At 66.0% G+C, this 26,590-nt stretch carries 26 protein-coding genes; 11 read left to right on the forward strand and 15 right to left on the reverse strand.

Annotation, left to right across the window (positions count from 1 at the left end):
• Positions 1-228 precede the first annotated feature (228 nt).
• Together putA and L0976_RS13355 are read right to left on the reverse strand one after the other, a co-directional pair.
• Positions 229-3,891 (reverse strand): trifunctional transcriptional regulator/proline dehydrogenase/L-glutamate gamma-semialdehyde dehydrogenase, encoded by a 3,663-nt coding sequence (gene putA, locus L0976_RS13350; protein ID WP_234187815.1) that lies wholly within the window; start codon positions 3,889-3,891, stop codon positions 229-231.
• Between the two features lie 35 nt (positions 3,892-3,926).
• Complete coding sequence (locus L0976_RS13355; RefSeq protein WP_234187816.1) at positions 3,927-4,136, reverse strand: hypothetical protein; 210 nt, start codon at positions 4,134-4,136, stop codon at positions 3,927-3,929.
• Between the two features lie 176 nt (positions 4,137-4,312).
• On the opposite strand from L0976_RS13355, the gene L0976_RS13360 reads away from it, so the two are divergent.
• Both L0976_RS13360 and L0976_RS13365 read left to right on the forward strand, forming a co-directional pair.
• Entirely contained in the window at positions 4,313-4,783 is a 471-nt protein-coding gene (locus tag L0976_RS13360; RefSeq protein ID WP_233290584.1) for an Lrp/AsnC family transcriptional regulator, read from the forward strand.
• Positions 4,784-5,018: 235 nt separating this feature from the next.
• The gene (locus L0976_RS13365) at positions 5,019-5,210 is read left to right on the forward strand and encodes a DUF3008 family protein (RefSeq protein WP_234187818.1); all 192 of its coding nucleotides are present in this window, start codon (positions 5,019-5,021) and stop codon (positions 5,208-5,210) included.
• A gap of 101 nt (positions 5,211-5,311) precedes the next feature.
• Here L0976_RS13365 and L0976_RS13370 read toward each other — a convergent pair whose 3' ends face one another.
• Complete coding sequence (locus tag L0976_RS13370) at positions 5,312-5,614, reverse strand: hypothetical protein (protein WP_234187820.1); 303 nt, start codon at positions 5,612-5,614, stop codon at positions 5,312-5,314.
• A gap of 458 nt (positions 5,615-6,072) precedes the next feature.
• On the opposite strand from L0976_RS13370, the gene L0976_RS13375 reads away from it, so the two are divergent.
• Together L0976_RS13375 and L0976_RS13380 are read left to right on the forward strand one after the other, a co-directional pair.
• Positions 6,073-6,537, forward strand: coding sequence for a DUF1810 domain-containing protein (locus L0976_RS13375; RefSeq protein ID WP_234187822.1), 465 nt, complete (start codon positions 6,073-6,075; stop codon positions 6,535-6,537).
• Positions 6,534-7,067, forward strand: coding sequence for a DUF488 family protein (locus tag L0976_RS13380; RefSeq protein WP_234187824.1), 534 nt, complete (start codon positions 6,534-6,536; stop codon positions 7,065-7,067). Before L0976_RS13375 ends, L0976_RS13380 begins: the two co-directional genes overlap by 4 nt.
• Before the next feature lie 241 nt (positions 7,068-7,308).
• Here the strand turns inward: L0976_RS13380 and L0976_RS13385 are convergent, their stop codons facing one another.
• The gene (locus L0976_RS13385) at positions 7,309-7,767 is read right to left on the reverse strand and encodes a MarR family winged helix-turn-helix transcriptional regulator (RefSeq protein WP_234187825.1); all 459 of its coding nucleotides are present in this window, start codon (positions 7,765-7,767) and stop codon (positions 7,309-7,311) included.
• 81 nt (positions 7,768-7,848) lie between these two features.
• On the opposite strand from L0976_RS13385, the gene hmgA reads away from it, so the two are divergent.
• Positions 7,849-9,177: a homogentisate 1,2-dioxygenase gene (gene hmgA, locus L0976_RS13390; protein ID WP_234187827.1), complete on the forward strand. Its 1,329-nt coding sequence runs from the start codon at positions 7,849-7,851 to the stop codon at positions 9,175-9,177.
• A gap of 2 nt (positions 9,178-9,179) precedes the next feature.
• Here the strand turns inward: hmgA and L0976_RS13395 are convergent, their stop codons facing one another.
• The gene (locus L0976_RS13395) at positions 9,180-9,740 is read right to left on the reverse strand and encodes a DUF2585 domain-containing protein (RefSeq protein WP_234187829.1); all 561 of its coding nucleotides are present in this window, start codon (positions 9,738-9,740) and stop codon (positions 9,180-9,182) included.
• Positions 9,741-9,853: 113 nt separating this feature from the next.
• Between L0976_RS13395 and L0976_RS13400 the strand changes: the two genes are divergently transcribed.
• From L0976_RS13400 to L0976_RS13415, 4 genes are read left to right on the forward strand one after another with little or no spacing between them, the layout of a single operon-like run.
• Positions 9,854-10,870, forward strand: coding sequence for a fumarylacetoacetate hydrolase family protein (locus tag L0976_RS13400; RefSeq protein WP_234187830.1), 1,017 nt, complete (start codon positions 9,854-9,856; stop codon positions 10,868-10,870).
• A 4-nt stretch (positions 10,871-10,874) separates the two neighbouring features.
• On the forward strand, positions 10,875-11,519 hold the full coding sequence (gene maiA / locus L0976_RS13405) for a maleylacetoacetate isomerase (protein WP_234187832.1): 645 nt from the start codon (positions 10,875-10,877) through the stop codon (positions 11,517-11,519).
• A gap of 57 nt (positions 11,520-11,576) precedes the next feature.
• Positions 11,577-11,816: a type II toxin-antitoxin system VapB family antitoxin gene (locus tag L0976_RS13410; RefSeq protein WP_234187834.1), complete on the forward strand. Its 240-nt coding sequence runs from the start codon at positions 11,577-11,579 to the stop codon at positions 11,814-11,816.
• Between the two features lie 3 nt (positions 11,817-11,819).
• Positions 11,820-12,215 (forward strand): type II toxin-antitoxin system VapC family toxin, encoded by a 396-nt coding sequence (locus L0976_RS13415; RefSeq protein WP_234187836.1) that lies wholly within the window; start codon positions 11,820-11,822, stop codon positions 12,213-12,215.
• Between the two features lie 33 nt (positions 12,216-12,248).
• Here the strand turns inward: L0976_RS13415 and L0976_RS13420 are convergent, their stop codons facing one another.
• On the reverse strand, positions 12,249-13,730 hold the full coding sequence (locus L0976_RS13420) for an NAD-dependent succinate-semialdehyde dehydrogenase (protein ID WP_234187837.1): 1,482 nt from the start codon (positions 13,728-13,730) through the stop codon (positions 12,249-12,251).
• 95 nt (positions 13,731-13,825) lie between these two features.
• Positions 13,826-15,103, reverse strand: coding sequence for a 4-aminobutyrate--2-oxoglutarate transaminase (locus L0976_RS13425; protein WP_203315810.1), 1,278 nt, complete (start codon positions 15,101-15,103; stop codon positions 13,826-13,828).
• Between the two features lie 202 nt (positions 15,104-15,305).
• Here L0976_RS13425 and L0976_RS13430 point away from each other — a divergent pair, with 202 nt between their 5' ends.
• Positions 15,306-16,133, forward strand: a complete 828-nt coding sequence (locus tag L0976_RS13430; RefSeq protein ID WP_234187839.1) for a MerR family transcriptional regulator — start codon at positions 15,306-15,308, stop codon at positions 16,131-16,133.
• A 90-nt stretch (positions 16,134-16,223) separates the two neighbouring features.
• Here the strand turns inward: L0976_RS13430 and L0976_RS13435 are convergent, their stop codons facing one another.
• Positions 16,224-17,132, reverse strand: a complete 909-nt coding sequence (locus L0976_RS13435; RefSeq protein ID WP_234187841.1) for a DMT family transporter — start codon at positions 17,130-17,132, stop codon at positions 16,224-16,226.
• A gap of 177 nt (positions 17,133-17,309) precedes the next feature.
• Here L0976_RS13435 and L0976_RS13440 point away from each other — a divergent pair, with 177 nt between their 5' ends.
• Positions 17,310-19,082 (forward strand): IlvD/Edd family dehydratase, encoded by a 1,773-nt coding sequence (locus L0976_RS13440; RefSeq protein WP_370643657.1) that lies wholly within the window; start codon positions 17,310-17,312, stop codon positions 19,080-19,082.
• Positions 19,083-19,088: 6 nt separating this feature from the next.
• Here the strand turns inward: L0976_RS13440 and L0976_RS13445 are convergent, their stop codons facing one another.
• The 7 genes from L0976_RS13445 to L0976_RS13480 all read right to left on the reverse strand — a co-directional run bounded on the left by L0976_RS13445 (position 19,089) and on the right by L0976_RS13480 (position 26,526).
• Entirely contained in the window at positions 19,089-19,967 is an 879-nt protein-coding gene (locus L0976_RS13445; protein ID WP_234187845.1) for a DMT family transporter, read from the reverse strand.
• Between the two features lie 272 nt (positions 19,968-20,239).
• Positions 20,240-21,673 (reverse strand): aldehyde dehydrogenase family protein, encoded by a 1,434-nt coding sequence (locus L0976_RS13450; RefSeq protein ID WP_234187847.1) that lies wholly within the window; start codon positions 21,671-21,673, stop codon positions 20,240-20,242.
• A 12-nt stretch (positions 21,674-21,685) separates the two neighbouring features.
• Positions 21,686-22,414 (reverse strand): MBL fold metallo-hydrolase, encoded by a 729-nt coding sequence (locus tag L0976_RS13455; RefSeq protein WP_234187848.1) that lies wholly within the window; start codon positions 22,412-22,414, stop codon positions 21,686-21,688.
• Positions 22,415-22,419: 5 nt separating this feature from the next.
• Complete coding sequence (locus tag L0976_RS28785; RefSeq protein ID WP_370643658.1) at positions 22,420-23,505, reverse strand: ABC transporter ATP-binding protein; 1,086 nt, start codon at positions 23,503-23,505, stop codon at positions 22,420-22,422.
• Positions 23,502-24,296, reverse strand: a complete 795-nt coding sequence (locus L0976_RS13470; protein ID WP_234187850.1) for an ABC transporter permease — start codon at positions 24,294-24,296, stop codon at positions 23,502-23,504. The genes L0976_RS28785 and L0976_RS13470 overlap by 4 nt, the downstream gene beginning before the upstream one ends.
• A complete protein-coding gene (locus tag L0976_RS13475) occupies positions 24,293-25,156 on the reverse strand; it encodes an ABC transporter permease (protein ID WP_234187852.1) in 864 nt (287 codons plus the stop codon). The genes L0976_RS13470 and L0976_RS13475 overlap by 4 nt, the downstream gene beginning before the upstream one ends.
• Positions 25,157-25,449: 293 nt before the next feature.
• Positions 25,450-26,526, reverse strand: coding sequence for a spermidine/putrescine ABC transporter substrate-binding protein (locus L0976_RS13480; protein WP_234187854.1), 1,077 nt, complete (start codon positions 26,524-26,526; stop codon positions 25,450-25,452).
• Between the last annotated feature and the right edge of the window lie 64 nt (positions 26,527-26,590).

A 26,590-nucleotide genomic window follows, 5' to 3' on the forward strand; every position in this document is an offset into this window, starting at 1 on the left:
CGGGCCAGCTTCTCCCGAGGGGAGAAGGGGCGGGCGGCAGCGTCGAATTCATATGCGATTGCCCTGCGGCAAGGCGGAAGGGACGCATCGCTTAGGCGCATGGGGAAGGAAACCAGCGTGGCATAGCCCCTTCGCCCCGCCTGCGGGGAGAAGGTGGCCGGCAGGCCGGATGAGGGGCCTCATGCCCGCGGGAAGGATAGTCGCGGCGCAATCCGCCGCGACTGCCTGTCAGCCGATGGCCATCAGGCTGGCATTGCCGCCGGCGGCGGCCGTGTTGATGGAGGTGGAGACCTCCTCCAGCAGCCAGTTGAGGCAATAGGCTTCCGGGTCGCTCGTAAGTTCCGCGCTGGTCGCCGCCTGAACCAGCACCAGCGGGCCGGGAAGGCCGGCGATCTTGCGGTTGACGCTTTCGACGTCCTCCGCCTCGCCCTCGACGAGCGCGCCGGCGAAGGGGCCGTCCTTCGCCCAGTCGGCCGTCCACGTCAGGCGGGCGGCGACGGAGGCGGGGAGGTCAGTCAGAGCCGGCTTAACGGGTTCGACGCTGTCGATGGCGATCTGGTTGCCCGTCGCGAGCGCCGCCGCGACCTGGCGCAGGAGGCCGGCTTCCGTCTTCGGCACGAGGAGGATGCGGCCGCGCGGATGCAGCGCGTAGAGGTTACGTTCGCCGACCGGGCCGGACAGCTCCCGCTCCAGGCCGAGCGCGGAGCGGTTGGCGAAGCTGCGCGCCGTCTCGCCTTCGGCGGCCTTGCCCTTGCGGTCGAGCCAGGTGATGAAGTCGCGCAATGCCGGATCGGTATGCACCGAATCCTGCTGCGGCGGGATCGGGGCCTTCTGCACGAGGCGGCCGATATAGAGCGGGCCGCCCGCCTTGGGGCCGGTGCCGGAAAGTCCGCGTCCGCCGAAGGGCTGCACGCCGACGACCGCGCCGATGATGTTGCGGTTGACGTAGATGTTGCCGACCTTGATGCGGCTGACGACATGGGCGATCGTCTCGTCGAGGCGCGTGTGCAGGCCGAAGGTGAGGCCGTAGCCAGAGGCGTTGATGTCGTCGATCAGCCGGTCGAGATCGGCGCGGCGGAAGCGGATGACATGCAGCACGGGGCCGAAGACCTCGCGCTTGAGGTCGGAAAGCGTCTTCAGCTCGATGATCGTCGGCGGCACGAAGGTGCCGTTCTCCGTGCCGGCCGGCAGCGGGAGCTGCTCGACCTTGTTGCCGAGCTCACGCATGCGCTCGATATGCTTGACGATGCCGTCGCGGGCTTCCGCGGTGATGACCGGGCCGATATCGACATTGAGGCTGTCCGTGCGGCCGAGCGTCAGTTCCTTCAGCGCGCCCTTCAGCATGGTCAGGGTCCGGTCGGCGACGTCGTCCTGCAGGCACAGGACGCGCAGCGCCGAGCAGCGCTGGCCGGCGCTGTCGAAGGCCGAGGCGATGACGTCGCCGACGACCTGCTCGGCAAGCGCCGAGGAATCGACGATCATGCCGTTCTGGCCGCCGGTCTCGGCGATCAGCGGGATCGGCTTGCCGCTTTCCGAAAGGCGCTCGGCAAGCTGGGCCTGGATGAGGCGGGCGACTTCCGTCGAGCCGGTGAACATGACGCCGGCCGTCTTGGAGGCGCCGACAAGCGCCGCGCCGACGCGGCCCGCGCCGGGCACGAATTGCAGCGCGCCGGCCGGAACGCCGGCTTCGTGCAGGATCTTCACGCTCTCATGCGCGATGATCGGCGTCTCCTCGGCGGGCTTCGCCAGCACGGCATTGCCGGCGACGAGCGCGGCCGCGACCTGGCCGGTGAAGATGGCGAGCGGGAAGTTCCACGGGCTGATGCAGACGATCGGGCCGAGCGGCAGGTGCGAGGGCCCGAGCGTGCGGCGCGCCTGTTCGGCATAGTAGCGCAGGAAATCGACGGCCTCGCGCACCTCGCCGATGGCATTGGCCGCTGACTTACCGGCCTCGCGCATGATGATGCCCATCAGCGGCTCGATGCGCGCTTCCATGAGGTCCGCCGCGCGGTCGAGGCAGGAGGCGCGCTCGGTGGGGGCGGTCGCGGTCCAGACGGCGACGCTGTCCGCCGCCATGCCGACGATGCGCTCGGCGTCTTCTGCCCTGATCTCGGTGACGCGGCCGACGACGTCGCGGTGATCGGCGGGGTTGAGGACGTCGCTGGTCTCGCCGGCCGTGGAGCCGTCCGCCAGAAGCGGGGCGGCGTGCCATTCTCCGGCGGCGCTGCCGGCAAGCTCACCGGCGAGTTCGGCAAGCGTCGTCTCATTGGAAAGGTCGAGGCCCCTGGAGTTCGCGCGGCTCTTGCCGAAGAGGTCGACGGGCAGGGCGATCTGGTCGTGTTGCGCGCCGACGACGGGCATGGCGGCGACGATGTCGACCGGATCGGCGATCAGCGATTCCACCGAGACCTTGGGATCGGAGATGCGGTTGACGAAGGAGGAGTTCGCGCCGTTTTCGAGGAGGCGGCGGACGAGATAGGCGAGCAGCGTCTCATGCGTGCCGACGGGGGCGTAGATGCGGCACGGCCGGTCCAGCTTGTCCTTGCCGACCACCTCGTCGTAAAGCGGCTCGCCCATGCCGTGCAGGCACTGGAACTCGTATTTGCCGACGGCGAAATCCGGGCCTGCGAGCTGGTAGATCGTCGCGAGACTCTGCGCGTTGTGCGTGGCGAACTGCGGGAAGACGGCATCCGGCGCGGCGAGCAGCTTGCGGGCGCAGGCGACATAGGCGACGTCGGTATAGATCTTGCGCGTATAGACCGGGAAGCCTTCGAGGCCGTCGAGCTGCGCGCGCTTGATCTCGGCATCCCAGTAGGCGCCCTTGACGAGGCGCACCATGACGCGCCGGCCGGAGCGGCGGGCGAGGTCGATGATGAAGTCGAGCACGAAGGGGCAGCGCTTGCCGTAGGCCTGCACCACGAAGCCGAGGCCGTTCCAGCCCTTGAGGTCCTCGTCGAAGCAGAGGCTTTCGAGGAGGTCGAGCGAGAGTTCCAGCCGGTCGGCTTCCTCGGCGTCGATATTGAGGCCGATATCGTAGCTCTTGGCGATGGCGGCGAGCGCCTTCACCTTCGGCAGCAGTTCGCCCATGACGCGGGCGGCCTGCGCGCGGACATAGCGCGGATGCAGCGCCGAGAGCTTGATGGAGATGCCGGGGCCTTCGTAGATGCCGCGGCCGGCCGAGGCCTTGCCGATGGCATGGATGGCGGCCTCGTAGTCGCGGTAGTAGCGCTCGGCGTCGGCGGCGGTCGTGGCGGCCTCGCCCAGCATGTCGTAGGAATAGCGGAAGCCGCGCGCTTCCAGCGGCTTGGAGCGCTTCAGCGCCTCCTCGATGGTCTCGCCGGTGACGAACTGCTCGCCCATCATGCGCATCGCCATGTCGACGCCGCGGCGGATGACCGGCTCGCCGGCCCGCGCGATGAGGCGCGTGAGCGCGGCGGAAAGGCCGCGGTCGTTGACGGTGGAGGTGAGCTTGCCGGTGACGACGAGGCCCCAGGTCGCGGCATTGACGAACATCGACTTGCCGCCGCCGATATGGGAGGTCCAGTCGCCTTCGGCAATCTTGTCGCGGATCAGCGCGTCGCGCGTGTCGGTGTCGGGAATGCGCAGCAGCGCCTCGGCAAGGCACATCAGCGCCACGCCTTCCTGGCTCGACAGCGAATATTCCTGCACCAGGCCCTCGACGCCGGTACCCTTGTGCTTGGCGCGCAGCGCCTCGATCAGCGTGCGGGCGGTGCTGCGGATGTCATAGCGCTGCGTGTCGGTGACGCGCGCGGCCGCGACGAGCGGCGGCAGGCACTCGGTCTCGGGGCGGCGATAGGCGGCGGTGATCGCCTGGCGAAGCTCGCTCTGCGGGCGGATCGGCGGCGCGAAATTGGCAAAGGGTTTCTGCATGGCGGGACCTGTGGGACGCGAGGTTCTGTAGGAAATCAGCGGATGAAGGTGACGGCAGGCTCGTCCCGGTCGGGGACGTCATGGAACTCCGGGGCGCGATGGAGCCGGATGGCCGGCGCACCGCGCGCGGACCGCTCCGCCCTGATGCTGCAGGCCGCGACCAGCGCCCTTATGCCGAGCGGCTTGTAGTGGCCGAGAAGGTCCGGCCGCATGCTATCATCGAAGCTCTTGTCGTGCACCATCATCCCCTGTTCGCGGTAAAGGTTCGCCGCTTGCGCCGGCCGCGTCGAGGGCGGCCGGATGTCGCTTGGGCGATCCGGGAAACTGGTGCGGACAATATCATGATGCTAAAAAACAAATGGACTTCAAATCGCCTTCGATTAGGCTGATTGTATCTATTTTTCGCAGATTGGAGGGTGATTTGCCCGATATTTCCCACGCTGATGGGTCGCTGGATGCTTTCGACCGGAAAATCCTCGAGGAACTCACGGAAAACGGCCGCATCCCCGTCGCGGAGCTGGCCGAGAAGGTGGGCCTGTCCAAGACGCCCTGCCAGAACCGCTTCAAGCGGCTGATCGCCGAAGGCTTCATCCAGGGCTTCAAGGCGATCCTCAACCCTTCGAAGATGAACCTCGACCACATCGCCTTCGCGGAGGTGAAGCTGACCAACACCCACGAAGAGGCGCTGAACAGCTTCAACGCGGCGGTCAAGAAGATCAAGGAAGTCGAGGAGTGCCACATGATCGCCGGCCGCTTCGATTATCTCCTGAAGATCCGCACCCGCGACATCAAGAAGTACCGGCTTGTGCTCGGCGAGCGCATCTCGAACCTGCCCTATGTCGCCAATACCTCGACCAATGTGGCGATGGAAACGGTGAAGGAGCGGGGGTGAACATATCGCCTGTGGCCCTGCCCTCAACCCTATCCCTCGCTCCGCAAGCAGGGAGAGGGGGCCTGCCCCACGCGCGGTTGTTGGTTGGGGAAGCCGGCGCGGCATATCCCGTTCTCCCCGCAGCCAAGGAGAAGGAGGCCGGCAGGCCGGACGTGGGGCGAGCCTCCGCATGCGCCTCCCCGGGAACATCGCACGGCGGCCCGCGTTTGCGCTCCATTCGACAAAGGAGGCTGTCATGCCGGCAAAATCGAAAGCGCAGCAGAAGGCCGCCGGTGCGGCCCTTGCCGCCAAGCGCGGCGACATGAAGAAGAGCGAGCTCAAGGGCGCCTCGAAGGGCATGGAGAAATCCATGTCGGAAAAGGAGCTGGAGGAAATGGCTTCCACCAGGCGCAAGGGCAAGCCGGAGCACAAGTCGAAAACCGACTGACGCTCCTTCCCGCAGGTGCGTGCTTCAATCCCGCGAAGGCGGCTTGACCGGCCGCCATTGTCCGTCGCGAAGATTGCTTCCCTCCTGCGACACGGAAACGGCTAAATTCCCGACCCGTCGAGTTGCTGGGCATCGTCGCCCTGCCATGGTGCGGGCGCGGCGCGGCCGAAATTGGCCGAAGGCATCGGCATCCAGCATTTCAGCTCCGGCTCGGCATATTCGATGACGCAGCCGGGCGCGGAATCGGAGGCGCGCCAGCCTTCCCCGCCGAACCGATCGCCATGCGACCAGTAGACGACGTCGACTTCCGCCGGTCCCTGCTCGGAGGAGCGGACCGTGACGAGGATTCGGCTACCGTCCTTCGGCGCGCTTGCCATCTGGCGCCAGCGTTCAGGTTCGTCCATCGTCTCTCCTCCCGTCAAGTGTGGAGCGAAGTGTCACCTCGCCGGCAAAACGGGTCAACCCAAACTTTGCCAAGCCTCTCCTCTTTCGAGTGGCATGGCCTTTCACGAAGGCTCACGGCTGGAAAACAGCAGCAGATCCTTGCCCAGCGCCAAGCCGAAGGCCTGAAATGACGAAGGGCGCTCGACCCTTTCGGGGAGCGCCCTTCGAGCCCGGACAACTACGAACGCGCGACAGGGGACCATCGCTGCAGGCAGTCGTCGAGAACGGGCAGTGAGCGAGAGATGGGGAGGGGACGACAGGAATTCAAGAGCGCCGATGTCGCCGCTACCGAAGAACCGCGGCAAACGACCGGCGCGGCGAAACAACACGATGCGTTCGGTCGTTGGGCGGATACGCCACCTGCCTGTGATCCACCTTCACTGTGGTAGGATGTAGCCGGGTATCAGGAGGCGAAGCGATGACAGGGGACGACCGGTTCGAGCTTTCCCGCTTCGTTGCGGCACAGGACCCTGTCTTCGCCACGGTCCTGGCGGAACTGCGGGCGGGCCGCAAGGAAAGCCATTGGATGTGGTTCGTTTTCCCGCAATTGCGCGCGCTGGGGCGATCTCCTACCGCGAAATTCTATGGCATCGGTTCGCTCGACGAGGCCAGGGCCTATCTCGAACATCCCGTGCTTGCCGGAAGGCTGGCCGAGGCGGTCGATGCGGTGCTCGCCGTGCAGGGCGGTTCCGTCCATGACATCTTCGGCTCGCCCGACGACCTGAAATTCCGCTCCTCGATGACCCTGTTCGAAGTGGCGGCAGAGGGCAGGGAGAGACGCTTCCGGCTTGCGCTGGAGCGGTTCTTTGCCGGCGAGCCCGACCGGCATACGCTGGAGTTCATCCATGATGGCAGCGCCGTCGATCCTGCGGGACGGCGATGACGCAGCCGTTTTTCACCATCGGCCATTCCAACCGCAGTCTCGCGGAGTTTGTCGCCCTTCTGCGTTCCGCGCGCATCGAACGGGTCGTCGATATTCGAAAGATGCCGATGTCACGCGCCAATCCGCAGTTCAACCACGACGCGTTGTCCACCGCGCTGGCCGAGGTGCAGATAGCCTATGAACATGTCGCGGCACTTGGCGGGCTCCGAGGCCGCGTGCCGGCCTTGCCGCCGCAGGTCAATGGCCTTTGGCAAAACAGGAGCTTCCATAACTACGCCGACTATGCGCTGTCCGATGCCTTCCATGCGGGCCTGGAACATCTTCGCACGGAGGGGCATCGGTGGCGTTGCGCGATGATGTGCGCCGAGGCAGTCTGGTGGCGCTGTCACCGCCGCATCGTTTCCGATTACCTCATCGCGCAGGGCGAAACCGTCTTCCACATCATGGGCGAAGGCCGGATCGAGGAGGCGCACCTGACTCCCGGCGCCGAGCCGCAAGCGGACGGAACGGTGGTCTATCCCCCCCGGTGAGCCGCGTCTGCCTGATGGATAATGTCGTGCTCGATGAGACCTGCCGTTCCCGCGGTGTGAGTTGGGCAGGAACCCCTTTCCGCGAAGTCCGGGGAATGTGCTTTTCCTGCAAGAATGCCGGACCATGGAGATCGCTCGCGGGAGCCGGCCGTCGCGTTGCATATCGCGAGTCCAGATCGGATGGGCCACCGGCAGGGTCTCTGGCGGTGCGCTATTACGGTGGACGGATGTTCCGGTCCCGTCACTCACGGGACGATCGCAAGGGCATCGCGCCCGGCAGTTTCGCCTCGATCGCCGCAAGGCCGGCCTCCAGTTGCTCAAGGGCGCCGGCGCCGAGGAGTTGCGCCATTTCCCGCTCGTAGGCGTGCGCGAGTTCGATCATCTCGGTGAAGATGCGCCGGCCGGCCGGCGTCAGGTCCAGATGCTCGAAGCGGCGGTCGTCGGCGTCCTCGTTGCGCTTCAGCCAGCGCTTTTCCTCCAGTGCCCGGACGGCGCGGGAAACCTTCGTCTTGTGCATGCTGGAATTGGCGCCGATCTCCGTCGCCGTCATGCGGCCGTAGGCGCCGAGGGCTGCGAGCGTCCGCCATTCCGGGCGTGTCATGCGGTAGCGCGTCCGATACTGCGCGGCAAAGCGCTGGCTTACCCGCTCGGCCGCCTGGTTCAGCCGGTAGGGCAGGAAGGTTTCGAGCTTGAAGTCCATGGCCGGCCGCCTTGATGGTTACATAATGGACGGTTACATCTGTAACTATCTGATAAAGAGCCTTGCGGAGGAGGGCAAGCCATGGCTGGCAGCACCAACAGCCTGAAATACATGCCGGGCTTCGGCAACGATTTCGAGACGGAGTCCCTGCCCGGCGCCCTGCCGCAGGGCCAGAACAGCCCGCAGAAGTGCAATTACGGGCTCTATGCCGAGCAGCTCTCGGGCTCGCCCTTCACCGCCCCGCGCGGCACCAACGAGCGCTCCTGGCTCTACCGCATCCGCCCGAGCGTGCGCCACACCCGCCGCTTTTCCCATGCGAGCTACCCGCACTGGAAGACCGCGCCCTGCCTGGACGACCATTCCCTGCCGCTCGGCCAGCTTCGCTGGAACCCGCTGCCCGCGCCGAAGGAGGCGTTGAACTTCCTCGAAGGCATCCGCACCATGACGACGGCGGGTGACGTCCTGACCCAGGTCGGCATGGCCGCGCATGCCTATACGTTCAACGCGGACATGGTGGACGACTATTTCTTCGATGCCGACGGCGAGCTGCTGGTCGTGCCGCAGCTGGGCGCGATCCGCATCTTCACTGAAATGGGCATCATGGATGTCGAGCCGCTGGAAATCGCACTTATCCCGCGCGGCATGATGTTCAAGGTCTCGCGCATCGGCGAGGGCGACGTCTGGCGCGGCTATGTCTGCGAGAACTACGGCGCGAAATTCACCCTGCCGGATCGCGGCCCGATCGGCGCGAACTGCCTCGCCAATCCGCGCGACTTCAAGACCCCCGTTGCCGCCTACGAGGACAAGGAGACGCCCTGCCGTGTCCATGTCAAATGGTGCGGCAAGTTCTACGTCACCGAGATCGGCCATTCGCCGCTCGACGTCGTTGCCTGGCACGGCAATTACGCGCCGTTCAAATACGACCTTCGCACCTATTCGCCGGTCGGCGCGATCCTCTTCGACCATCCCGACCCGTCGATTTTCACGGTGCTGACGGCCCCGACCGAGGAGGCCGGCACGGCGAATATCGACTTCGTCATCTTCCCGCCGCGCTGGCTGGTCGCCGAGCATACCTTCCGCCCCCCCTGGTATCACCGCAACATCATGAGCGAGTTCATGGGCCTCATCCACGGCCAGTACGATGCCAAGGAAGAGGGCTTCGTGCCCGGCGGCATGAGCCTGCACAACATGATGCTGCCGCACGGCCCCGATGCCACCGGCTTCGACAAGGCCTCCAACGGCGAGCTGAAGCCCGTCAAGCTCGACCACACCATGGCTTTCATGTTCGAGACACGGTTTCCGCAGCAGCTCACGAAATTCGCGGCCGAGCTGGAGACGCTGCAGGACAACTATCTCGACTGCTGGGACGGGCTGGAGCGCCGGTTCGACGGCACGCCGGGAATCAAGTGAATTCAGCCGCCCTGCCAGGCCTTCACCGCCTCCATCGGCCAGACGAGCATCAGGATATTGAGCGTCAGTCCGTCATGGATGAGGTAGGTCGTCGTCGCCTCGAAGAGGACGATGATCGCGATGCTTGCCCAGACGGGCAGGCGCGAGGCGAGGAAGAAGCCGACGACCATCGCGAGAATGTCCGCGCTCGAATTGACCACGCTGTCGCCGAAATAGTCGAGCGAGATGGTCGATTCGCGGTAACGGTTGATGACCATGTCGGTGTTTTCGAGGATTTCCCACGCGCATTCCACGATGAGCGACAGGGCAAGCCGCACATTGATGCTCGTCTTCTTCAGGATCAGCGTGAAGAAGCCGAAGAACAGGATGCCGTGGATGATGTGGCTCGGCGTGTACCAGTCGGTGAGGTGCTGGGAGTTTTCGGAGGAAACCACCACGCCATGCCACAGTTTCACATATCCGCACTTGCAGATGAGCGGCTGACCCATCGTATAAAGGATGGCGGCCGTCACGGCGATAAAGCCGGCGGTGATCAGCAGGGAATTTCGGACCGTGCGGTTCAAGCGGGATTTCCTTGGAGAGGCGATGCGGCGCGGACGCGGCGCATGCGGGTGGAGACAGGCGGCCGGAAGATGACACGATCCGCCGGCCGGAAACAAGATCGGGAGCGACACGCATGAAACTTGCGACACTGAAGGATTCCACCCGCGACGGCCGACTGGTCGTCGTCTCGCGCGACCTGACGCGCTGCTCGGAAGTGGGCCATATCGCCCGCAGCCTGCAGGCGGCACTCGATGACTGGGCGCATGTCGCGCCGCGGCTGGAGCGGGTCGCCGAAGGGCTGGAGACCGGCTCGCAGCCGACCACCCGCTTCCACGAGCACGACGCGGCCTCCCCGCTGCCGCGCGCCTACCAATGGGCGGACGGTTCTGCCTATGTCAACCATGTCGAACTCGTCCGCAAGGCCCGCAATGCCGAGATGCCGGAGAGCTTCTGGACCGATCCGCTTATATACCAGGGCGGCTCCGACAGCTTCCTTGGTCCGCGCGACCCGATCCTCGCGTCCGACGAGGCCTGGGGCATCGACATGGAGGGCGAGATCGCCGTCGTCGTCGACGACGTGCCGATGGGTGCGAGCGTGGAGGAGGCGCGCGATGCGATCCGCCTTGTCATGCTCGTCAACGACGTCTCGCTGCGCGGCCTCATCCCAGGCGAACTCGCCAAGGGGTTCGGCTTCTTCCAGTCGAAACCCTCCTCCGCCTTCTCTCCCGTTGCCGTCACGCCGGACGAACTGGGCGATGCCTGGGAGGGCGGCAAGCTGCACCTGCCGCTCCTCGTCTCGCTCAACGGCACGCCCTTCGGCAAGGCCGATGCCGGCGTCGACATGACCTTCGATTTCGGCCAGCTCGTCGCCCATGCGGCAAAGACCCGCCCGCTCGTCGCCGGCTCGATCATCGGCTCGGGCACCGTCTCCAACAAGCTCGACGGCGGCCCCGGCAAGCCGGTCTCCGAGGGCGGCGCGGGTTACTCCTGTATCGCCGAGGTCCGCACCATCGAGACGATCGCCACCGGTGCGCCGAAGACGCCCTTCATGAAGTTCGGCGACACCGTGCGCATCGAGATGAAGGACAAGGCGGGCCATTCGATCTTCGGCGCCATCGAGCAGACCGTGACGCGCTACGAGAAGGAGTGACCCGATGAGCGAGGAGATCGTCCTCTACGATTACTGGCGCTCCTCCGCCAGCTACCGCGTGCGCATCGCGCTCGAAAGCCTCGGCCTCGCCTATCGCCGGGTTTCCGTCGATCTCCTCACCGGCGAGCAGCGCGCGCCGGAACACCGCGCCCGCAACCCGCAGGGCCTCGTGCCGGCGCTCGTCATCGACGGCGAGACGCTGACGCAGTCCCTCGCCATCATCGAATATCTCTGCGAAACGCGCCGACAGGCGCGTTTCCTCCCCGCCGACCCGCTCGGCCGGCAGCGCGTGCGCACGCTCTCCTACGCCATCGCCATGGAGATCCACGCCGTCTGCAATACGGGCGTCGTGGGCCATGTCATGGAGATCACCGGCGGCGGAGAGGGTGTCCGGGCCGACTGGATGAAGAAGTTCATCGGCGAAGGCCTTGCCGCCGTCGAGGCTCTACTCGACAACCCCGCCACCGGCGCCTTCTGCCACGGCGAAACCCCTACCATGGCCGACTTCTGCCTCGTCCCGCAGGTCTACAACGCCGAACGCTGGGGCGCCGACCTGTCCGGCCTGACGCAGGTGCGGCGGATCGCCGAGGCCTGCCGTGTGCTTCCGGCCTTCAAGGCGGCGCATCCAGAGACGGTGAAGGCGGCTTGAGCTTTGAAAGCCGCGTGCCGCATGTTATATATACCCCGGACTACGAAAGGATATACCATGCCGCTCTATGTCAAGGATCAGGAAGTCGACCGGCTTGCCGAGCGGCTGTCCGCGCTCCGCAAGGTCAGCAAGACCGAGGCGGTGCGGCAGGCGCTGGCGCGTGAGCTGGAGCGGGCGGAAAGCGAGCCGACATTGGCGGACCGGGCCAAGGCCTTCGTCCGCGATCTCGATGCGAAATACCCCAAGGTCGGCCCGCCCGCCGACAAGGCTTTCATCGATAGTCTTTACGAGGACTGATCGATGTTCGTCGACGCCTCGGCGTTCGTAGCAATCCTGGCGTCCGAAGAGGGGGCTGACGCGCTCCTCGGGAGGCTCCAGCGGGCTGAAATGCGCTTTACGTCGCCGATGGCCATCTGGGAGACCTCGCTTGCGGTGGGGCGCCAGAGGCAGATCGCGCCGACGGATGCCTTTGCCCTCGTCACGGATTTCCTGAAGCTGCTTTCGGTCAAGGTCGAGCCGGTCGATCCCGGTACGGGCGAATTGGCCGTCATCGCCTATCAGCGTTTCGGCAAGGGCCGGCATCCGGCGGGCCTGAACTTCGGCGACTGCTTCGCCTATGCCTGTGCCCGGCACCTCAACATGCCGCTGCTCTACAAGGGCGACGATTTCTCCAGGACGGATATCGAAGCCGCATAGGAACCGCCCCGCCGAAGCGGGGCGGTCGTGTCGTCAGGCCACATCGCCCATGCAGATATATTTCAGCTCCAGATAGTCGTCCGCGCCGTGGGCGGAGCCTTCGCGGCCGAGGCCGGACTGCTTGATGCCGCCGAAGGGGGCGGCTTCGGAGGAGATGAGGCCGGTATTGACGCCGACCATGCCGTATTCGAGCGCTTCGGCCACCTTCCAGACCTTCTTGAGGTCGCCGGCGAAGAAATAGGCTGCGAGGCCGAATTCGGTGTCGTTGGCTTGTTCGATCACGTCCTCGACCGTGTCGAAGCGGAAGAGCGGGGCGACGGGGCCGAAGGTCTCTTCCCTCGCCACTGTCATGCCGCGCGCGACGCCCTTCAGCACCGTCGGCTGGAAGAAGGTGCCGTTGCCCTCGATGCGCTTGCCGCCGGCAAGGACCGTCGCGCCCTTGGAGACGGCGTCGGCGATATGGGCCTCGACCTTGGCGATGGCGGCCTCCTCGATCAGCGGGCCGATGGTCGTGCCCTTGTCGAAGCCGTTGCCGACGGAGAGCTCGGCGACCTTCTTCGCAAGCTTCTCGGCGAAGGCGTCATAGACCCCCGACTGCACGTAGAGACGATTGGCGCACACGCAGGTCTGGCCGGCATTGCGGTATTTCGAGGCCATGGCACCCTCGACGGCGGCGTCGAGATTGGCGTCGTCGAAGACGATGAAGGGCGCGTTGCCGCCGAGCTCCAGGCTGACCTTCTTGATCTGGTCGGAGCACTGGCGCATCAGGATGCGGCCGACTTCCGTCGAGCCGGTGAAGGAGATCTTCCGCACCTTCGGATTGAAGCACAGCTCCTTGCCGATGGCCGGGCCGTCGGTCCCGAGGATGACGTTGAAGACGCCGGCGGGAATGCCGGCCTTTTCCGCCAGCACGGCAAGGGCGATGGCCGAGAGCGGCGTCTGCTCGGCCGGCTTGGAGACGACCGTGCAGCCGACGGCGAGCGCCGGGGCGACCTTGCGGGCGATCATCGCGGCCGGGAAATTCCACGGCGTGATCGTGCCGACGACGCCGACCGGCTGCCTGATGACGAGCATGCGCTTGTCCACCGAAGGGGCGGGGATCGTCTCGCCGTTGATGCGCTTGGCCTCTTCCGCGTACCATTCGACATAGGAGGCGGCGTAGAGGATTTCGCCGCGCGCTTCCGGCAGGGGCTTACCCATTTCGGCGGTGAGGATGGCGGCCAGCTCGTCGGCATTGGCGACGATCAGGTCGTTCCACTTGCGCAGCAGGATGCTGCGGTCCTTGGCGGGGCGGGCGGCCCATGCGCCTTGCGCCTTGTGGGCGGCGTCGATGGCGGCGGCGGTCTCGCTCGCGCCCATCTCGGGCAGCGTCGCCAGCTTTTCGCCGGTCGCGGGATTGAAGACGTCGAAGGTCGCGGCGCCGTTGCCGCCGATCCAGTTGCCGTTGACATAGCCTGCATCGCGCAGGAAATCGGTCGACTTCAGGTGCTTCGTGAGAGCATCGTGGAAGGCCATGATTGCATTCCTTTCGGACAGGAAAGGCCGTTCACCCGGAGCCATGCCCCGGGTGTCGCCTTGGGAGGATGTGGTTCGTTCGCTTGCGGCGCCGATCAGGCGCTGCGGGCCTCGACCATGGAGGCTTCGAGGATGTCGAGCGCTTCGGCGAAGACCTCGTCCTGGATGGTGATCGGCGCGAGGAAGCGGATGACGTTGCCGTGCACGCCGCAGGTGAGCAGGATCAGGCCCTTGTCGAGAGCTTTCAGGCGCACCTTGTTGGCGAAGTCGGCGCTCGGCTGCTTCGTGGCGACGTCGTTGAACTCGACGGCGTTCATGAAGCCCGGGCCGCGGATGTCGACGATCTCGGGAACCTTGTCCTGCAGCGAGGCGAGGCGCTGCTTGAGGCGCGCACCGAGGTTCTCGGCGCGGTTGCACAGGTCCTCGTCCTTGATGACGTCGAGTACGGCATGGGCCGCCGCAACGCCGATCGGGCTGCCGGCATAGGTGCCGCCGAGGCCGCCGGGGCCGGGCGCGTCCATGATCTCGGCGCGGCCGGTGACGGCCGCGATCGGGAAGCCACCGCCGAGACCCTTGGCCATGGTCATCAGGTCGGCCGCGATGCCGTAGTGCTCCATGGCGAACATCTTGCCGGTGCGGGCAAAGCCGGTCTGCACCTCGTCGGCGATGAGAAGGATGCCGTGCTGGTCGCAGATCTCGCGCAGCGCCTTCATGAAGGCGACCGGGACCGGGTAGAAGCCGCCTTCGCCCTGCACCGGCTCGACGATGATCGCGGCGACGCGGTTCGGGTCGACATCGGCGGCGAAGAGCTTCTTGAGCACGTTCAGCGACTGCTCGACCGTCGTGCCATGGGCCTCGATCGGGAAGGGCGCGTGGAAGACGTCGCCCGGCATGGCGCCGAAGCCGACCTTGTAGGGCACCACCTTGCCGGTCAGCGCCATGCCCATGAAGGTACGGCCGTGGAAGCCGCCCGAAAAGGCGATGACGGCCTGGCGGCCGGTGGCGGCGCGGGCGATCTTCACCGCGTTCTCGACGGCTTCCGCGCCGGTCGTGACGAAGATCGTCTTCTTGGCGAAGTTGCCGGGGGTGATGGCGTTGAGGCGCTCGGCAAGCTCGACATAGTTCTCGTAAGGAACGACCTGATGGCAGGTATGCGTGAAGCGGTCGAGCTGCTTCTTGACGGCCTCGATGACACGCGGATGGCGGTGGCCGGTGTTGACCACGGCGATGCCGGCGGCAAAATCGATGTAGCGGTTGCCTTCCTTGTCCCAGATTTCCGCATTCTCCGCACGGTCGGCGTAGATCTGCGTGGTCATGCCGACGCCGCGGGAAATGGCGGCGTTCTTGCGGTCTGTCAGAGGCGTGGCGGTCATGGCGCTGTTCCTGGATCTGGAGGCTTCGTTTCGTCGGCTTGCATTAACTTACATTTTTTCTGCAAGACTTGTGTGGAATTCCTACATTTTTTCTGCAAGAATGCAACGGCATTTTACGCGTGCAATGCGACGGATTTTCCACCCGGCCGGCGCGTCCGGAAATGCTATACGAAGGATAATACAGAATCAGGGATTTGGCGCGATGGGTTCGGGCGAGCCGGTGCATTACCCGGTGCATTACAAGGTGGCGGAGGCCGCGCGGCTTGCCGGCGTTTCGGCCTCCACGCTGAGGCTCTGGGAGGCGCAGGGTCTCGTCGTGCCCGGCCGCTCGGAGACGGGGCATCGCCAGTACAGCGCCGACGACGTGGCGCGATTGAAGCGCATCGCCTGGTATCGCACGGAGCGGGGCCTCAACCCGGCCGCTATCCGCGAGGCGCTGGAAGCCGAAGAGCCTCCCGCCGACGGTAATGCATCCGAGGGCGATGCGCCGCAGGGCATCGGCCGCAAGCTGCGCAGCCTGCGCCACGCCGCAGGCAGGACGCTGGAGCAGGTCGCCGGCGACATCGGCATCGCGACCTCGGTGCTCTCCACCTTCGAGCGCACCTCGCAGGGCGTGACCTTCCGCGTGCTGCACGATCTCGCCGACTATTACGGCACGACCGTCTCCAAGCTTTCCGGCGAGGAGGAAGAGGACAACCGCGCCGTCGTCCGGGCGGGGGAATGGAAATTCTGGCCCGAGACATCGCCCGGCGTCACCGTGCAGGTGCTGGCGGACGGGCGCAACATGATGGACTGCCACCGTTTCGTGCTCGCTCCCGGCGCCTCCAGCGACGGCGCCTACATGCATGACGGCGAGGAATTCGTGCATGTGCTTTCCGGCCAGGTGGAAATCGTGCTCGACGGCCACGAGTTCCATGATCTCGGTCCCGGCGACAGCCTCTATTTCGAAAGCTGCCGCCGCCATGCCTGGCGCAACCGCCACGACGGGGAGACGATCCTGATCTGGATCAACACGCCCCCGACGTTCTGATCTTGACGCGCCGCCCTCTACGGGCATTTCGCCGTGTCGACCACCGATCCCGATGGCTAAAGATCGAGGGCCTGCAGCGGCACGGCCGTTTCAGACAGGCGGTACGCGCCGCTTCAACTGCTGCTCGCGGAAGAAGATGAAGAGGCCGGAGGCGACGATGAAGCCGGCGCCGACCAGCATGGCCGAGCGCGGCACGTCGCCGAAGAAGAACCAGCCGAACACCACCGCCCAGAGCAGCATCGTATATTGCAGCGGCACGACGGTCGCCGCATCCGCCAGCTTCAGCGAGCGGTTCACCAGCATGTGCGCGCCCATGGCGACGATGCCGAGAAGGCTGAGCAGGCCGAAGTCGAGGGGGCGGAGCGGCGCCCAGCCGGCGGGGTCTGCAAGACACCAGATGCCGGCGACGACGGCCGCGCCGGCGATCTGCCAGAAGACGAGCGTCGTGTCGGGCGCCGCGCGCAGCGACCGGCCGAGCACCATGGCAAGGCCGAAGGCCAGGCTGCCGGCAAGCGCGATCAGCGCCGGCAGCGTGAACGTGTCCTTCGAGGGCGAGAGCGCGATGATGACGCCGACGAAGCCGATGACGATGGCCGTCCAGCGTCGCCAGCCGACTTTCTCGCCGAGCATCAGCGGCGAGAGCGCGGCAACGTAGATGGGGGCGGCGAGCCAGTAGGTCATGGCATCGGCAAGCGGCATGTAGGCGACGGCGAAGTAGAAACCGCAGGCCTCCACGGCAAACAGCGCCGCACGAAGCAGATGCAGCCTCGGCCGGTCGACGTCGACCAGCCGCCGCCAGCCGACCCGCCAGAAGAAGGGGGAGAGCACGACGAGCGCGGCTAGGCTGCGGATCAGCATGAGCTGGCCGACGGAGTAGGTCGCCACCAGCCATTTGCCGAGCACGTCGTTCAGCGAGAACATCACCATGCCGAGCAGCATCAGGAGCACGCCGAGACGGGCGGAGCCCGCGGCAGGCGAGGAGGCGGCGATGTCGGTCATGGCGAAAACCCGGGTCTTTGGACCGGAGGGCTGTGACACATTCCGGCGAGCCGATCCAGTCAGCATTTTTGATGGCTGCATAAGCGGCGCGCCGGGCAATCCCGCGGTTGATCCGGCCGAGCTGCGGTGGAAGACTGCGCCGGACATCTGCACGAGGCTCATTCGATGACGGAAGACATGACAGGCAAACGCCGGCTGCGCTCGCAGGACTGGTTCGACAACCGCGACCATGTCGACATGGCGGCGATCTATCTCGAGCGCTTCATGAACTACGGCATCACGCCGGAGGAATTGCGCTCGGGAAAGCCGGTGATCGGCATCGCGCAGAGCGGCAGCGACCTCACCCCCTGCAATCGCCATCACATCGACCTGGCAAGGCGCGTGCGTGACGGCATCCGCGATGCGGGCGGCATTCCCATCGAATTCCCCACCCATCCGATCTTCGAGAACTGCAAGCGGCCGACCGCCGCGCTCGACCGGAACCTTGCCTATCTCGGCCTCGTCGAGATCCTCTACGGCTATCCGCTCGACGGCGTCGTGCTCACGACGGGCTGCGACAAGACCACGCCGTCCGCACTGATGGCCGCCTCGACGGTCGACATTCCCGCCATCGTGCTGTCCGGCGGGCCGATGCTCGACGGCTGGCACGAAGGCGAGCTGGCCGGCTCCGGCACGGTCATCTGGCGCTCGCGCCGCAAGCTGGCGGCGGGCGCCATCGACGAGGAGGAGTTCCTTGAGGCCGCGATGGATTCCGCGCCCTCCATCGGCCATTGCAACACGATGGGCACGGCCTCGACCATGAATGCCCTGGCCGAGGCGCTCGGCATGTCGCTGACGGGTTGCGCCGCCATTCCGGCGGCCTATCGCGAGCGCGGCCAGATGGCCTACCGCACCGGCCGGCGCGCGGTGGAGCTCGTCCTGCAGGATGTCCGCCCCTCGCATATCCTGACGCGGGAGGCCTTCCTCAATGCCGTCCGCGTCAACTCGGCCATCGGCGGGTCCACCAATGCGCAGCCGCACCTGATGGCGATGGCGCGGCATGCCGGCGTGGAGCTGAAGCCCGAGGACTGGCAGGTGCACGGCTACGACATTCCGTTGCTCGCCGACGTGCAGCCCGCCGGCCGCTTCCTCGGCGAGCGCTTCCACAGGGCCGGCGGCGTGCCGGCGATCATGCGCGAGCTGCTCGATGCCGGAAAGCTCGACGGGTCCTGTCCCACCGTCACGGGCCGCACCGTCGCGGAGAACCTCGATGGCCGCGGGGCGGTCGACCGCGAGGTCATCCGCCCCTATGACGCACCGCTGAAGGAGCGGGCGGGCTTCCTCGTGCTCAGGGGCAACCTCTTCGACTTCGCGATCATGAAGACCTCGGTGATCTCGGAAGAGTTCCGCCGGCGCTATCTCGGAACGCCCGGCCACGAAGGCGTGTTCGAGGGGAGGGCGGTCGTCTTCGACGGTTCGGAGGATTATCACCGGCGCATCAACGATCCCGCGCTCGGCATCAACGAGCGCACCATCCTCGTCATCCGTGGCGCGGGGCCGCTCGGCTGGCCGGGCTCGGCGGAGGTCGTCAACATGCAGCCGCCGGACCACCTTCTCAAGCGCGGCATCACCAGCCTGCCGACCATCGGCGACGGGCGGCAGTCCGGCACGGCCGACAGCCCCTCGATCCTCAACGCCTCGCCGGAAAGCGCCGCCGGAGGCGGTCTCGCCTGGCTCCGGACCGGCGACGTGATCCGCATCGACCTCGAAGGGGGCCGCTGCGACATGCTGGTGGAGGACGCGGAGATCGAGCGGCGCAAGGCGGACGGCATTCCGCCGGTGCCCGCGGATGCGACGCCGTGGCAGCGGATCTACCGCCGGACCGTCACCCAGCTTTCGGACGGCGCGGTCATCGAGGGGGCCGCCGATTTCCGCGGGATCGCGCGAACGCCGCCCCGCCACAACCATTGAGGGGCGTTATCCCCTGCGGGCGACGAGGATGCCGAGCAGGACGATCGCACCGCCGACAGCCTGGGTCATGCCGACCGGCTCGGCGAGCAGGACCCAAGCGAGGATGGCGGCGACGACCGGCTGGAGCAGCAGCGTCAGCGAGGAGAAGGCCGTCGGCAGGTAGGCGAGCGCATAGGTCACGAGGCCCTGTCCGCCGACATGGCTGATGAAGGCGAGGCCGAAGAGCATGGACCAGCCGAAAAGCGTTGCCGGCAGCATGCTGCCTTCCAGGAAGAAGGCGGCGGGCAGCATGCAGACGGCAGCCGAGAGGGTCGTCCAGACCATGATGCGCAGCGTGGAGAAGCGTGCGCGCACATGCCCGAGCGAGAGCATGTAGCAGGCATAGAAGAAGGCTGCGACGATCGCCGTGGCGTCGCCCGCGAGCTGCCCGCCGCTTATGGCCGTCGGCCCGCCCTTCAGGACGATGACGCCGGCAAGCGCCAGCGCGAGCCCGCTGAGGAAGATCGGGGTGATGCGCGTGCGGAAGACCAGCCAGGAGCCGAGTGTGACGAAGACGGGCGCGAGGTTGGCGAGCAGCGTCGCATTGGCGACGGAGGTCATGTGCAGCGACAGGTGCCAGGCGGCAAGGTCGAGCGCCAGGAACACGCCCGGCAGCAGCAGCAGGAGATGGTCGCGCAGGCCGGCCGGCGTCTCGTCGCCCTGCCGTGCCATCCGCGACATCAGGAAGAAGGGCAGCAGCGCGAGCGAGACGCGCCAGAAGGCCGTGGCCATCGGGCCCACCTCGGAAAGACGCACGAAGATCGGCGATCCGCCGATGGCGACGCCTCCCGCCAGAAGGGCGATGAGGGCAAGGCGGGCATGACGGGAGGCGGCAATTGGGGACACGGCATCAGTCCGAATGGGGGCGTGCCAGCGAGCTATCAGACCCTGCCGGTTTGAACCAGATGGAGGACGCCGATTTAGGCGGAATCTTTCCATCGGGCGGGATTTGCTGAAGACGGTCCCCGCACTCTCCGTCATCCTCGGCCTTGAGCCGAGGATCTGCCGACGCATCGTGAACCGAGACGCCGCAGATGCTCGGGACAGGCCCGAGCATGACGAAAGAGAAGGCATCGGATGGCCACAGCGCCCTTTCGAGCGCCACCGTCAACCCCAGCTCAGGCCGCGTCGGGCCGGTGCACGGTCTTCACTTCGAGGAAATCCTCAAGGCCGAAAAGGCCGCCCTCGCGGCCGTTGCCGGACTGCTTGAAGCCGCCGAAGGGGCTGCCGTAGCGGTGCGGGCCGCCGTTGATATGCACCATGCCGGCGCGAAGGCGGGCGGCGACGCGCTCGGCGCGGTCGGGATTGCCGGTCTGCACATAGGCGGCAAGGCCGTAGGCGGTGTCGTTGGCGATCGCGATCGCTTCCTCCTCGGTGTCGAAGGGGATGATCGAGAGGACCGGGCCGAACACTTCCTCGCGGGCGATGCGCATGTCGTTGTTGACGTCGGCGAAGATCGTCGGCTTGACGAAATAGCCGGTCTCGAAACCATCGGGCTTGCCCGGGCCGCCGACGAGAAGCCGTGCGCCTTCGGCAACGCCCGCCTCGATCAGCGCCTGCACGCGGCCGAACTGGATGTGCGAGACGAGCGGGCCGATATGGCCGCCTTCCTCCTCCGGGTTGCCGACCTTGGCTTCCTTGCCGGTGCGCTCGGCGATCTCGACCACCTTGTCGTAGACGGAGCGCTCGACCAGCATGCGGGTCGGCGCGTCGCAGGACTGGCCGGAATTGTTGAAGCATTCGGCGACGCTGCCGGCGACGCGGTCTTCCAGGTCCGCATCGGCGAAGACGATGTTCGGCGACTTGCCGCCGAGCTCCAGCGTCACGCGCTTGACCGTGTCGGCCGCATCCTTGCTGACGGCGATGCCGGCGCGGGTGGAGCCGGTAAACGACATCATGTCGACGTCCTTGTGCCGGGAGAGCGCCGCGCCGCATTCGATGCCGTCGCCGTTGACGAGGTTGAAGGTGCCCGCCGGGAAGCCGGCCTCGTCCACCATCTCGGCATAGAGCATGGCGTTGAGCGGGGTGAATTCGGAGGGCTTGAGCACGCAGGTCGAGCCCGTCGCCAGCGCCGGCACGACTTTCAGCGCGATCTGGTTGATCGGCCAGTTCCAAGGCGTGATGAGGCCGCAGACGCCGATGGGCTCGCGGCGCACGACGTCGCCGTTCGGCAGCACTTCGCGGCTCTTGAGGCGCTTCAGCGCGTCGATGAAGCCCTGCAGGTGGCCGACGCCGACATCCGCCTGCTGCTCGGTGCTCATGGAGATCGGCGCGCCGAGTTCCTGCGTGATGGTGCGGGCCATCTCGTCATAGCGGCGCTTGTAGATCGCCAGCAGCTTTTCGAGGAGGGCGAGGCGCTCCTCCACGCTGGTCTGGCTATAGGTCGCAAACGCCTTCCTGGCGGCGGCGACGGCGCGGTCGATATCGGCGGCGGTGCCCATGGAGATGACCGCGATCGGCTTTTCCGTGGCCGGATTGATCACCTGGAGGTCGTTGGCCTTCAACGGATCGACCCACTGGCCGTCGATGTAGAACTTGCGCTTGTCGAGCATGCTTTTCTCCCGTCACTTCTGTTTTTCGTCGAGCCAGCCCCTGATGAGCTGGCGATAGCGTTCCCCGCCGAAGCTTGGAAAATGGCCGCCATGCACCAGCCGCACGGGCAGGGTCAGGAGCCGTTCCATCGAGGCAATATAATGTGTCAGGTCGGAATGATAGGTGTCCTCGATCAGCGGGCCATCGTAGACGATGTCGCCCGAGAAGAGAATTTCGGTCGCCTTCTCGTAGAGCGCAATACCCCCCGGGGAGTGGCCCGGCGTGTGGACGACCTCGAACTGCCGGTCGCCGAGGTCGATGACGTCGCTGTCTTCGAGGATGCGCGTCGCCGGGGCCTTCTTCACCGCGTAGCATTTCGAGCAATAGGGCTCGGGCGGCAGCGCGTCGAATATCTCGTCGGTGACGTAAGGATCGGCCAGCGTGTTCTGCCGCGTCGGGTTGGAGAGAAGATCGGCCTCGGCGGAATGCACCGCACGGCACTCGAATTCGTGGTGGCAGCCGATATGGTCGAAATGCGTGTGGCTCGCCACCGCGATCAAGTCGCGCTCCGTGACGAGCGGCACCCATTCACGCAGCGAGACGACGCCCATGCCGCTATCGACCAGCATGTCTCGGTCGCGCCCGCGGATGTGCCAGATATTGCAGCGGTAAAATTCCTGGATATAGGGCTCGGAAATAGCGGTCACGTCGTCGTCGAGGCGACGAACGCTGTACCAATCCTCCGGGCGGATGCGCTGCATTGACCCTAAACTCCCGCTCCGTCCTGAAGCACCACGATGCTATCCGCCTTCAGCCGAAGGTCAAGCTCGGCGCCGACGTCCGGCGTCTCGGTCTGCGGCAGATGGGCGGTGAGCACCGTTCCGTTCGCCTCGATATGGCAACGGTGATGGGTGCCGAAGAAGGCGCTGCCGGTGATGCGTCCCCGGCCGAGCGAGACGGTGGGCAAATCGGCGCTGGCGGAGCGGAAATGCTCCGGGCGGATGCAGAGCGTGACGGCGCCTCCGGCGACCGGCGAACCGGAGACGAAGGCGGCGGCGGGAAGGACGGCGCGGCCGAGCGTGGTCTCCACCTCCGCCTCGTCGGGGGCGACGCGTTGCACCGTCGCAGGCAGGAAATTGGCCTCGCCCATGAAGCCTGCCGAAAACAGCGAGCGCGGCCGCATGTAGATCGAGGCCGGCGTGCCGATATCCTCGATCCGGCCCTTGTTCATCACGACGATGCGGTCGGCGATCGCCATCGCCTCCTCCTGGTCGTGGGTGACATGGACGAAGGTCGTGCCGACGCGCTTCTGGATCGCTTTCAATTCGTCCTGCATTTGCCGGCGCAGCTTCAGGTCCAGCGCGCCGAGCGGCTCGTCGAGCAGCAGCACGTCGGGGTCGACCGCGAGCGCCCGGGCGAGGGCCACGCGCTGGCGCTGGCCGCCCGAAAGTTCATGTGGCTTCTTGGCGGAGGAGGCCCTGAGGCCGACGAGATCGAGATAGGAGAAGGCCTTCTCGTAGCGCTCCTTCTTGACCATGCCGCGCATGCGCAGGCCGAAGCCGACATTGTCACGCAGGCACATATGCGGAAAGAGCGCATAGTCCTGGAACATGGTGGTGGTCGGCCGTTTTGCCGGCGAGACGTGCGTCATGTCGCGCCCGCCGATGGCGATGGTGCCCGAGGTCGGCTCGATGAAACCGCCGAGGATGGAGAGGAGGGTCGTCTTGCCGCAGCCCGATGGACCGAGCAGCACGATGAATTCGCCAGCGGCGATATCGAGCGAGACGTCGTCCAGCGCCCGGAACGCGCCGAAGTCCTTGGTGGCGTTCTTGATGGAAACGTCGGCGGTCATGAGGATTTCCCGGTTTTTCTGAAGACCGTGAGTTCCATGAGGATGAGGAACACGACGGAGATGAGGAAGACGACGCTGCCGATGGCGTTGGTCCTGGGGTCAAGGCCGGAGCGCAGCATGCTCCAGATCTCGACCGGCAGCGTCACGTCGAAGCGCGACAGCAGGAAGGCGACGATGAACTCGTCCCAGCTGAAAGTGACGGAGAGGAAGAAGGCGGCGAGGATCGAGGGCAGCAGCATGGGGGCGGTGACAAGCAGCATGACCTGCCAGTCCTTCGCCCCCAGATCGCGCGCCGCCCGTTCGATGTTCACCTGATGCCCGCCCATCGAGGCATAGATGATGGCGAAGCAGAGCGGCAGGTTGATCACCACATGGCCGATGCCGACCGTCACGAGCGAAAGCCGCATGCCGGTCACGTTCAGCATGGAAAGGAGGCCGAGGCCGATGATCAGCGTGCTGACCGTCATCGGCGCGACGATGAGGCCGCGCAGGAGGGCGGAGGCCGGCAGTGTGTAGCGGGCGAAGGCATAGGCGGCGAGGAAGCCGAGGAGGCACGCGACGGCCGAGGAGACGACCGCCACCAGCAGCGAATTGCCGAGCGCTGCCATCAGCTTGCCGTCGGAAAAGACCGCCTCGTACCAGCGCAGCGTCAGCCCGTTCAGCGGCGGCACCGGCAGCGTGCCGTCCTGGAAGGAGAACAGCACCAGCACGACGACGGGCAGGAAGATGAAGAGATAGATGAGGCCGGCATAGAGCGCGGCAAGGACGGTGGAAAGCTGCCGCATGGTCATGTCCTCTCCATCTTCAGCCAGCGCGCGCAGGCGATATAGGCGAGCGTCACCACCGCCATCAGCACCAGCGAGAGCGCCGCCGCCATCGGGAAGTCCGCCCGCCGGCCGAGTTGCAGCATGATGACCTGCGGCAGCACCAGCTCGTTGTTGCCGCCGAGGATCTGCGGGGTGATGTAGTCGCCGATGCACAGGACGAAGGTCAGGAACGCGCCGACCATGATGCCCGGCAGCGTCAGCGGCAGCACGACATGCCAGAAGGTCTGGAAGGCGTTCGCCCCGAGATCTGCCGCCGCGCGCCGGTAGTTCGGCGAGAGCTGGATGAGGTTGGCATAGATCGTCAGCGTCAGCAGCATGACGAAGAAATGCACGAAGCCGATGACGGTGCCGGTGCGGTTGGCAGAGAGCGCCAGCGGCTCGGAGATGACGCCGATTGAGAGCAGCGCCTGGTTGACGACGCCGCCCTTGGACAGCACCAGCAGCCAGGAATAGGAGCGCACCACATAGGAGGTCCAGAAGGGCAGGATCGCCATGACGAGGGCGAAGCGCTGCCATTTCTTCGGCACCCGCTCGGCGATGATCCAGGCGAGGGGATAGGCGAGCAATACGGAGATGACGGTGACGGTCGCCGTGATCTCCAGCGAGACCACCAGCCCCTTGAAGAAATGCGCCTTGGTGAAGAAGGCGACATAGTTGTCCAGCGTCCAGGTCGCGACGATCTCGCGCCCCTGCCGCGTCCAGAAGCTGATCGCCGCCATATAGGCGAAGGGCACGAGGAAGAAGAGGGCGGTCCAGAGTAGCCCCGGCAGGGCAAAGGCCCATGCCTTGCGGCGCTCCGCGCGTTCGAGGGCTGTGGCGGTCATCGTCTTGGGGCCTCGTTGGTGGCGCTCAGGGCGTGGATTCTCGGGTCGAGCCCGAGGATGACGAAAGAGGGGAGGAGCGGGGACTGAAGCAGCGGCGGCACATGCCGCGCCTTTCGATGGGGCGGAAATGCATCCTTCCCACTGTTCGGTGCCGCAAGACGCTTCATACGATGCGAGGGGCAGCATTCGCCGCCGACCGGCAACTCACGACACGCCGTCGATGGGGTGGAAGCCTCCTCCTCCCCACCGTCATCCTCGGGCTTGACCCGAGGACCCACGCTTCCCCACAAACCTTACTGCTGCAGCATCTCCGTCCAGATATCCTGCATCGCCGCATCCATGTCGGCATCCGCCACTGGGTAGAGCTGCGAATTCTTCAGGTATTCCGGCTGCCTGTCCCAGCGCAGCGCCGTCTTCTGCGGGTCGGTCAGGTGCTCGCCGGCCTTGGCGTTCGCCGGCATCGCCCAGTAGCAGGAGGACGTCGCAAGCCGCGCCTGCCCCTCGGGGCTGACGATATACTGCACGAATTTCAGCGCCAGATCCTGCTTCTCCGAATTCTTGAAGACGCCGATCGACTGCGCCCAGCGCAACGCGCCCTGCTTGGGGATCGTCCAGTCGAGATTGGGTTTTTCCGCCGAAAGCCCGGCCGTCAGCCACTCGCCGCCACCGACGACGATGTCCACTTCGCCGGTCGCCAGCGCCGTCTGCGAGGCGACGACGTCGCTCACCTGGCGGGAGACCTTCTTCATCTCGAAGAGCTTCTCCTTGATCGCCGGCAGGTCGTCCTGCGTGAGGTCGGCGGTCTTCTTGCCGATGGCGACGCCCGTCAGGCCGACCATCGGGAGGTAATAGTCATAGAGCGCGATATGGCCCTTGTACTTGTCCGACCACATGACCGTGAGGTCTTCCATGTCGGCCGGGTCGACCTTGGTCTTGTCATAGGAGATCGTGTTGTAGCCGAATTTTTCCGTGACGGCGTAGACCTTGCCGTCGCGGGTCGTCGTCTCGTCCATGCGCACTTCAGGGAAGAGGTCGCCGAGCGGCAGCTTGTCGGCCGGCATCTCGCCGAGGATATCCATGTCGATGGCGCGCGGCACGTCGACGGCGTCGATAACCAGCACGTCCCAGTCGCCGGGACGGGACTGCTCGATGATCGAGATCGCCGCGCCCGTGCCCTCGTATTCCTTGAGGTTCACCTTGACGTTGTTGGCTTTTTCGAAGGGCTCGACCAGCGCCGGGTCGGTGTGGTCGCACCAGACGAGGGCGTTCAGTTCGTCCTGCGCCATCGCCTCGGCGGGCGAAAAGGCAATGGTGGCTGCGGTGGCAAGAAGCATGCGGCGGGCAAGGCCGCCGGGAACGGTTTTCGTCATCGTCTTTCCCTCTGGCTGAAGGCGCGTGGCCTTTCGGATGGCACTCGTCATGGCGCCTTGAGAA

It is taken from the genome of Shinella sp. NM-101 (genome assembly GCF_021401195.1).
Lineage (GTDB): Bacteria > Pseudomonadota > Alphaproteobacteria > Rhizobiales > Rhizobiaceae > Shinella.

Bases quoted from the DNA above. Each gene is read 5' to 3' on its own strand.
- putA (WP_234187815.1), bottom strand. From the start codon at position 3,891: ATGCAGAAACCCTTTGCCAATTTCGCGCCGCCGATCCGCCCGCAGAGC.
- L0976_RS13355 (WP_234187816.1), bottom strand. From the start codon at position 4,136: ATGATGGTGCACGACAAGAGCTTCGATGATAGCATGCGGCCGGACCTT.
- L0976_RS13365 (WP_234187818.1), top strand. From the start codon at position 5,019: ATGCCGGCAAAATCGAAAGCGCAGCAGAAGGCCGCCGGTGCGGCCCTT.
- L0976_RS13370 (WP_234187820.1), bottom strand. From the start codon at position 5,614: ATGGACGAACCTGAACGCTGGCGCCAGATGGCAAGCGCGCCGAAGGAC.
- L0976_RS13375 (WP_234187822.1), top strand. From the start codon at position 6,073: ATGACAGGGGACGACCGGTTCGAGCTTTCCCGCTTCGTTGCGGCACAG.
- L0976_RS13380 (WP_234187824.1), top strand. From the start codon at position 6,534: ATGACGCAGCCGTTTTTCACCATCGGCCATTCCAACCGCAGTCTCGCG.
- L0976_RS13385 (WP_234187825.1), bottom strand. From the start codon at position 7,767: ATGGACTTCAAGCTCGAAACCTTCCTGCCCTACCGGCTGAACCAGGCG.
- hmgA (WP_234187827.1), top strand. From the start codon at position 7,849: ATGGCTGGCAGCACCAACAGCCTGAAATACATGCCGGGCTTCGGCAAC.
- L0976_RS13400 (WP_234187830.1), top strand. From the start codon at position 9,854: ATGAAACTTGCGACACTGAAGGATTCCACCCGCGACGGCCGACTGGTC.
- maiA (WP_234187832.1), top strand. From the start codon at position 10,875: ATGAGCGAGGAGATCGTCCTCTACGATTACTGGCGCTCCTCCGCCAGC.
- L0976_RS13410 (WP_234187834.1), top strand. From the start codon at position 11,577: ATGCCGCTCTATGTCAAGGATCAGGAAGTCGACCGGCTTGCCGAGCGG.
- L0976_RS13415 (WP_234187836.1), top strand. From the start codon at position 11,820: ATGTTCGTCGACGCCTCGGCGTTCGTAGCAATCCTGGCGTCCGAAGAG.
- L0976_RS13420 (WP_234187837.1), bottom strand. From the start codon at position 13,730: ATGGCCTTCCACGATGCTCTCACGAAGCACCTGAAGTCGACCGATTTC.
- L0976_RS13425 (WP_203315810.1), bottom strand. From the start codon at position 15,103: ATGACCGCCACGCCTCTGACAGACCGCAAGAACGCCGCCATTTCCCGC.
- L0976_RS13430 (WP_234187839.1), top strand. From the start codon at position 15,306: ATGGGTTCGGGCGAGCCGGTGCATTACCCGGTGCATTACAAGGTGGCG.
- L0976_RS13435 (WP_234187841.1), bottom strand. From the start codon at position 17,132: ATGACCGACATCGCCGCCTCCTCGCCTGCCGCGGGCTCCGCCCGTCTC.
- L0976_RS13440 (WP_370643657.1), top strand. From the start codon at position 17,310: ATGACAGGCAAACGCCGGCTGCGCTCGCAGGACTGGTTCGACAACCGC.
- L0976_RS13450 (WP_234187847.1), bottom strand. From the start codon at position 21,673: ATGCTCGACAAGCGCAAGTTCTACATCGACGGCCAGTGGGTCGATCCG.
- L0976_RS13455 (WP_234187848.1), bottom strand. From the start codon at position 22,414: ATGCAGCGCATCCGCCCGGAGGATTGGTACAGCGTTCGTCGCCTCGAC.
- L0976_RS28785 (WP_370643658.1), bottom strand. From the start codon at position 23,505: ATGACCGCCGACGTTTCCATCAAGAACGCCACCAAGGACTTCGGCGCG.
- L0976_RS13470 (WP_234187850.1), bottom strand. From the start codon at position 24,296: ATGACCATGCGGCAGCTTTCCACCGTCCTTGCCGCGCTCTATGCCGGC.
- L0976_RS13475 (WP_234187852.1), bottom strand. From the start codon at position 25,156: ATGACCGCCACAGCCCTCGAACGCGCGGAGCGCCGCAAGGCATGGGCC.
- L0976_RS13480 (WP_234187854.1), bottom strand. From the start codon at position 26,526: ATGACGAAAACCGTTCCCGGCGGCCTTGCCCGCCGCATGCTTCTTGCC.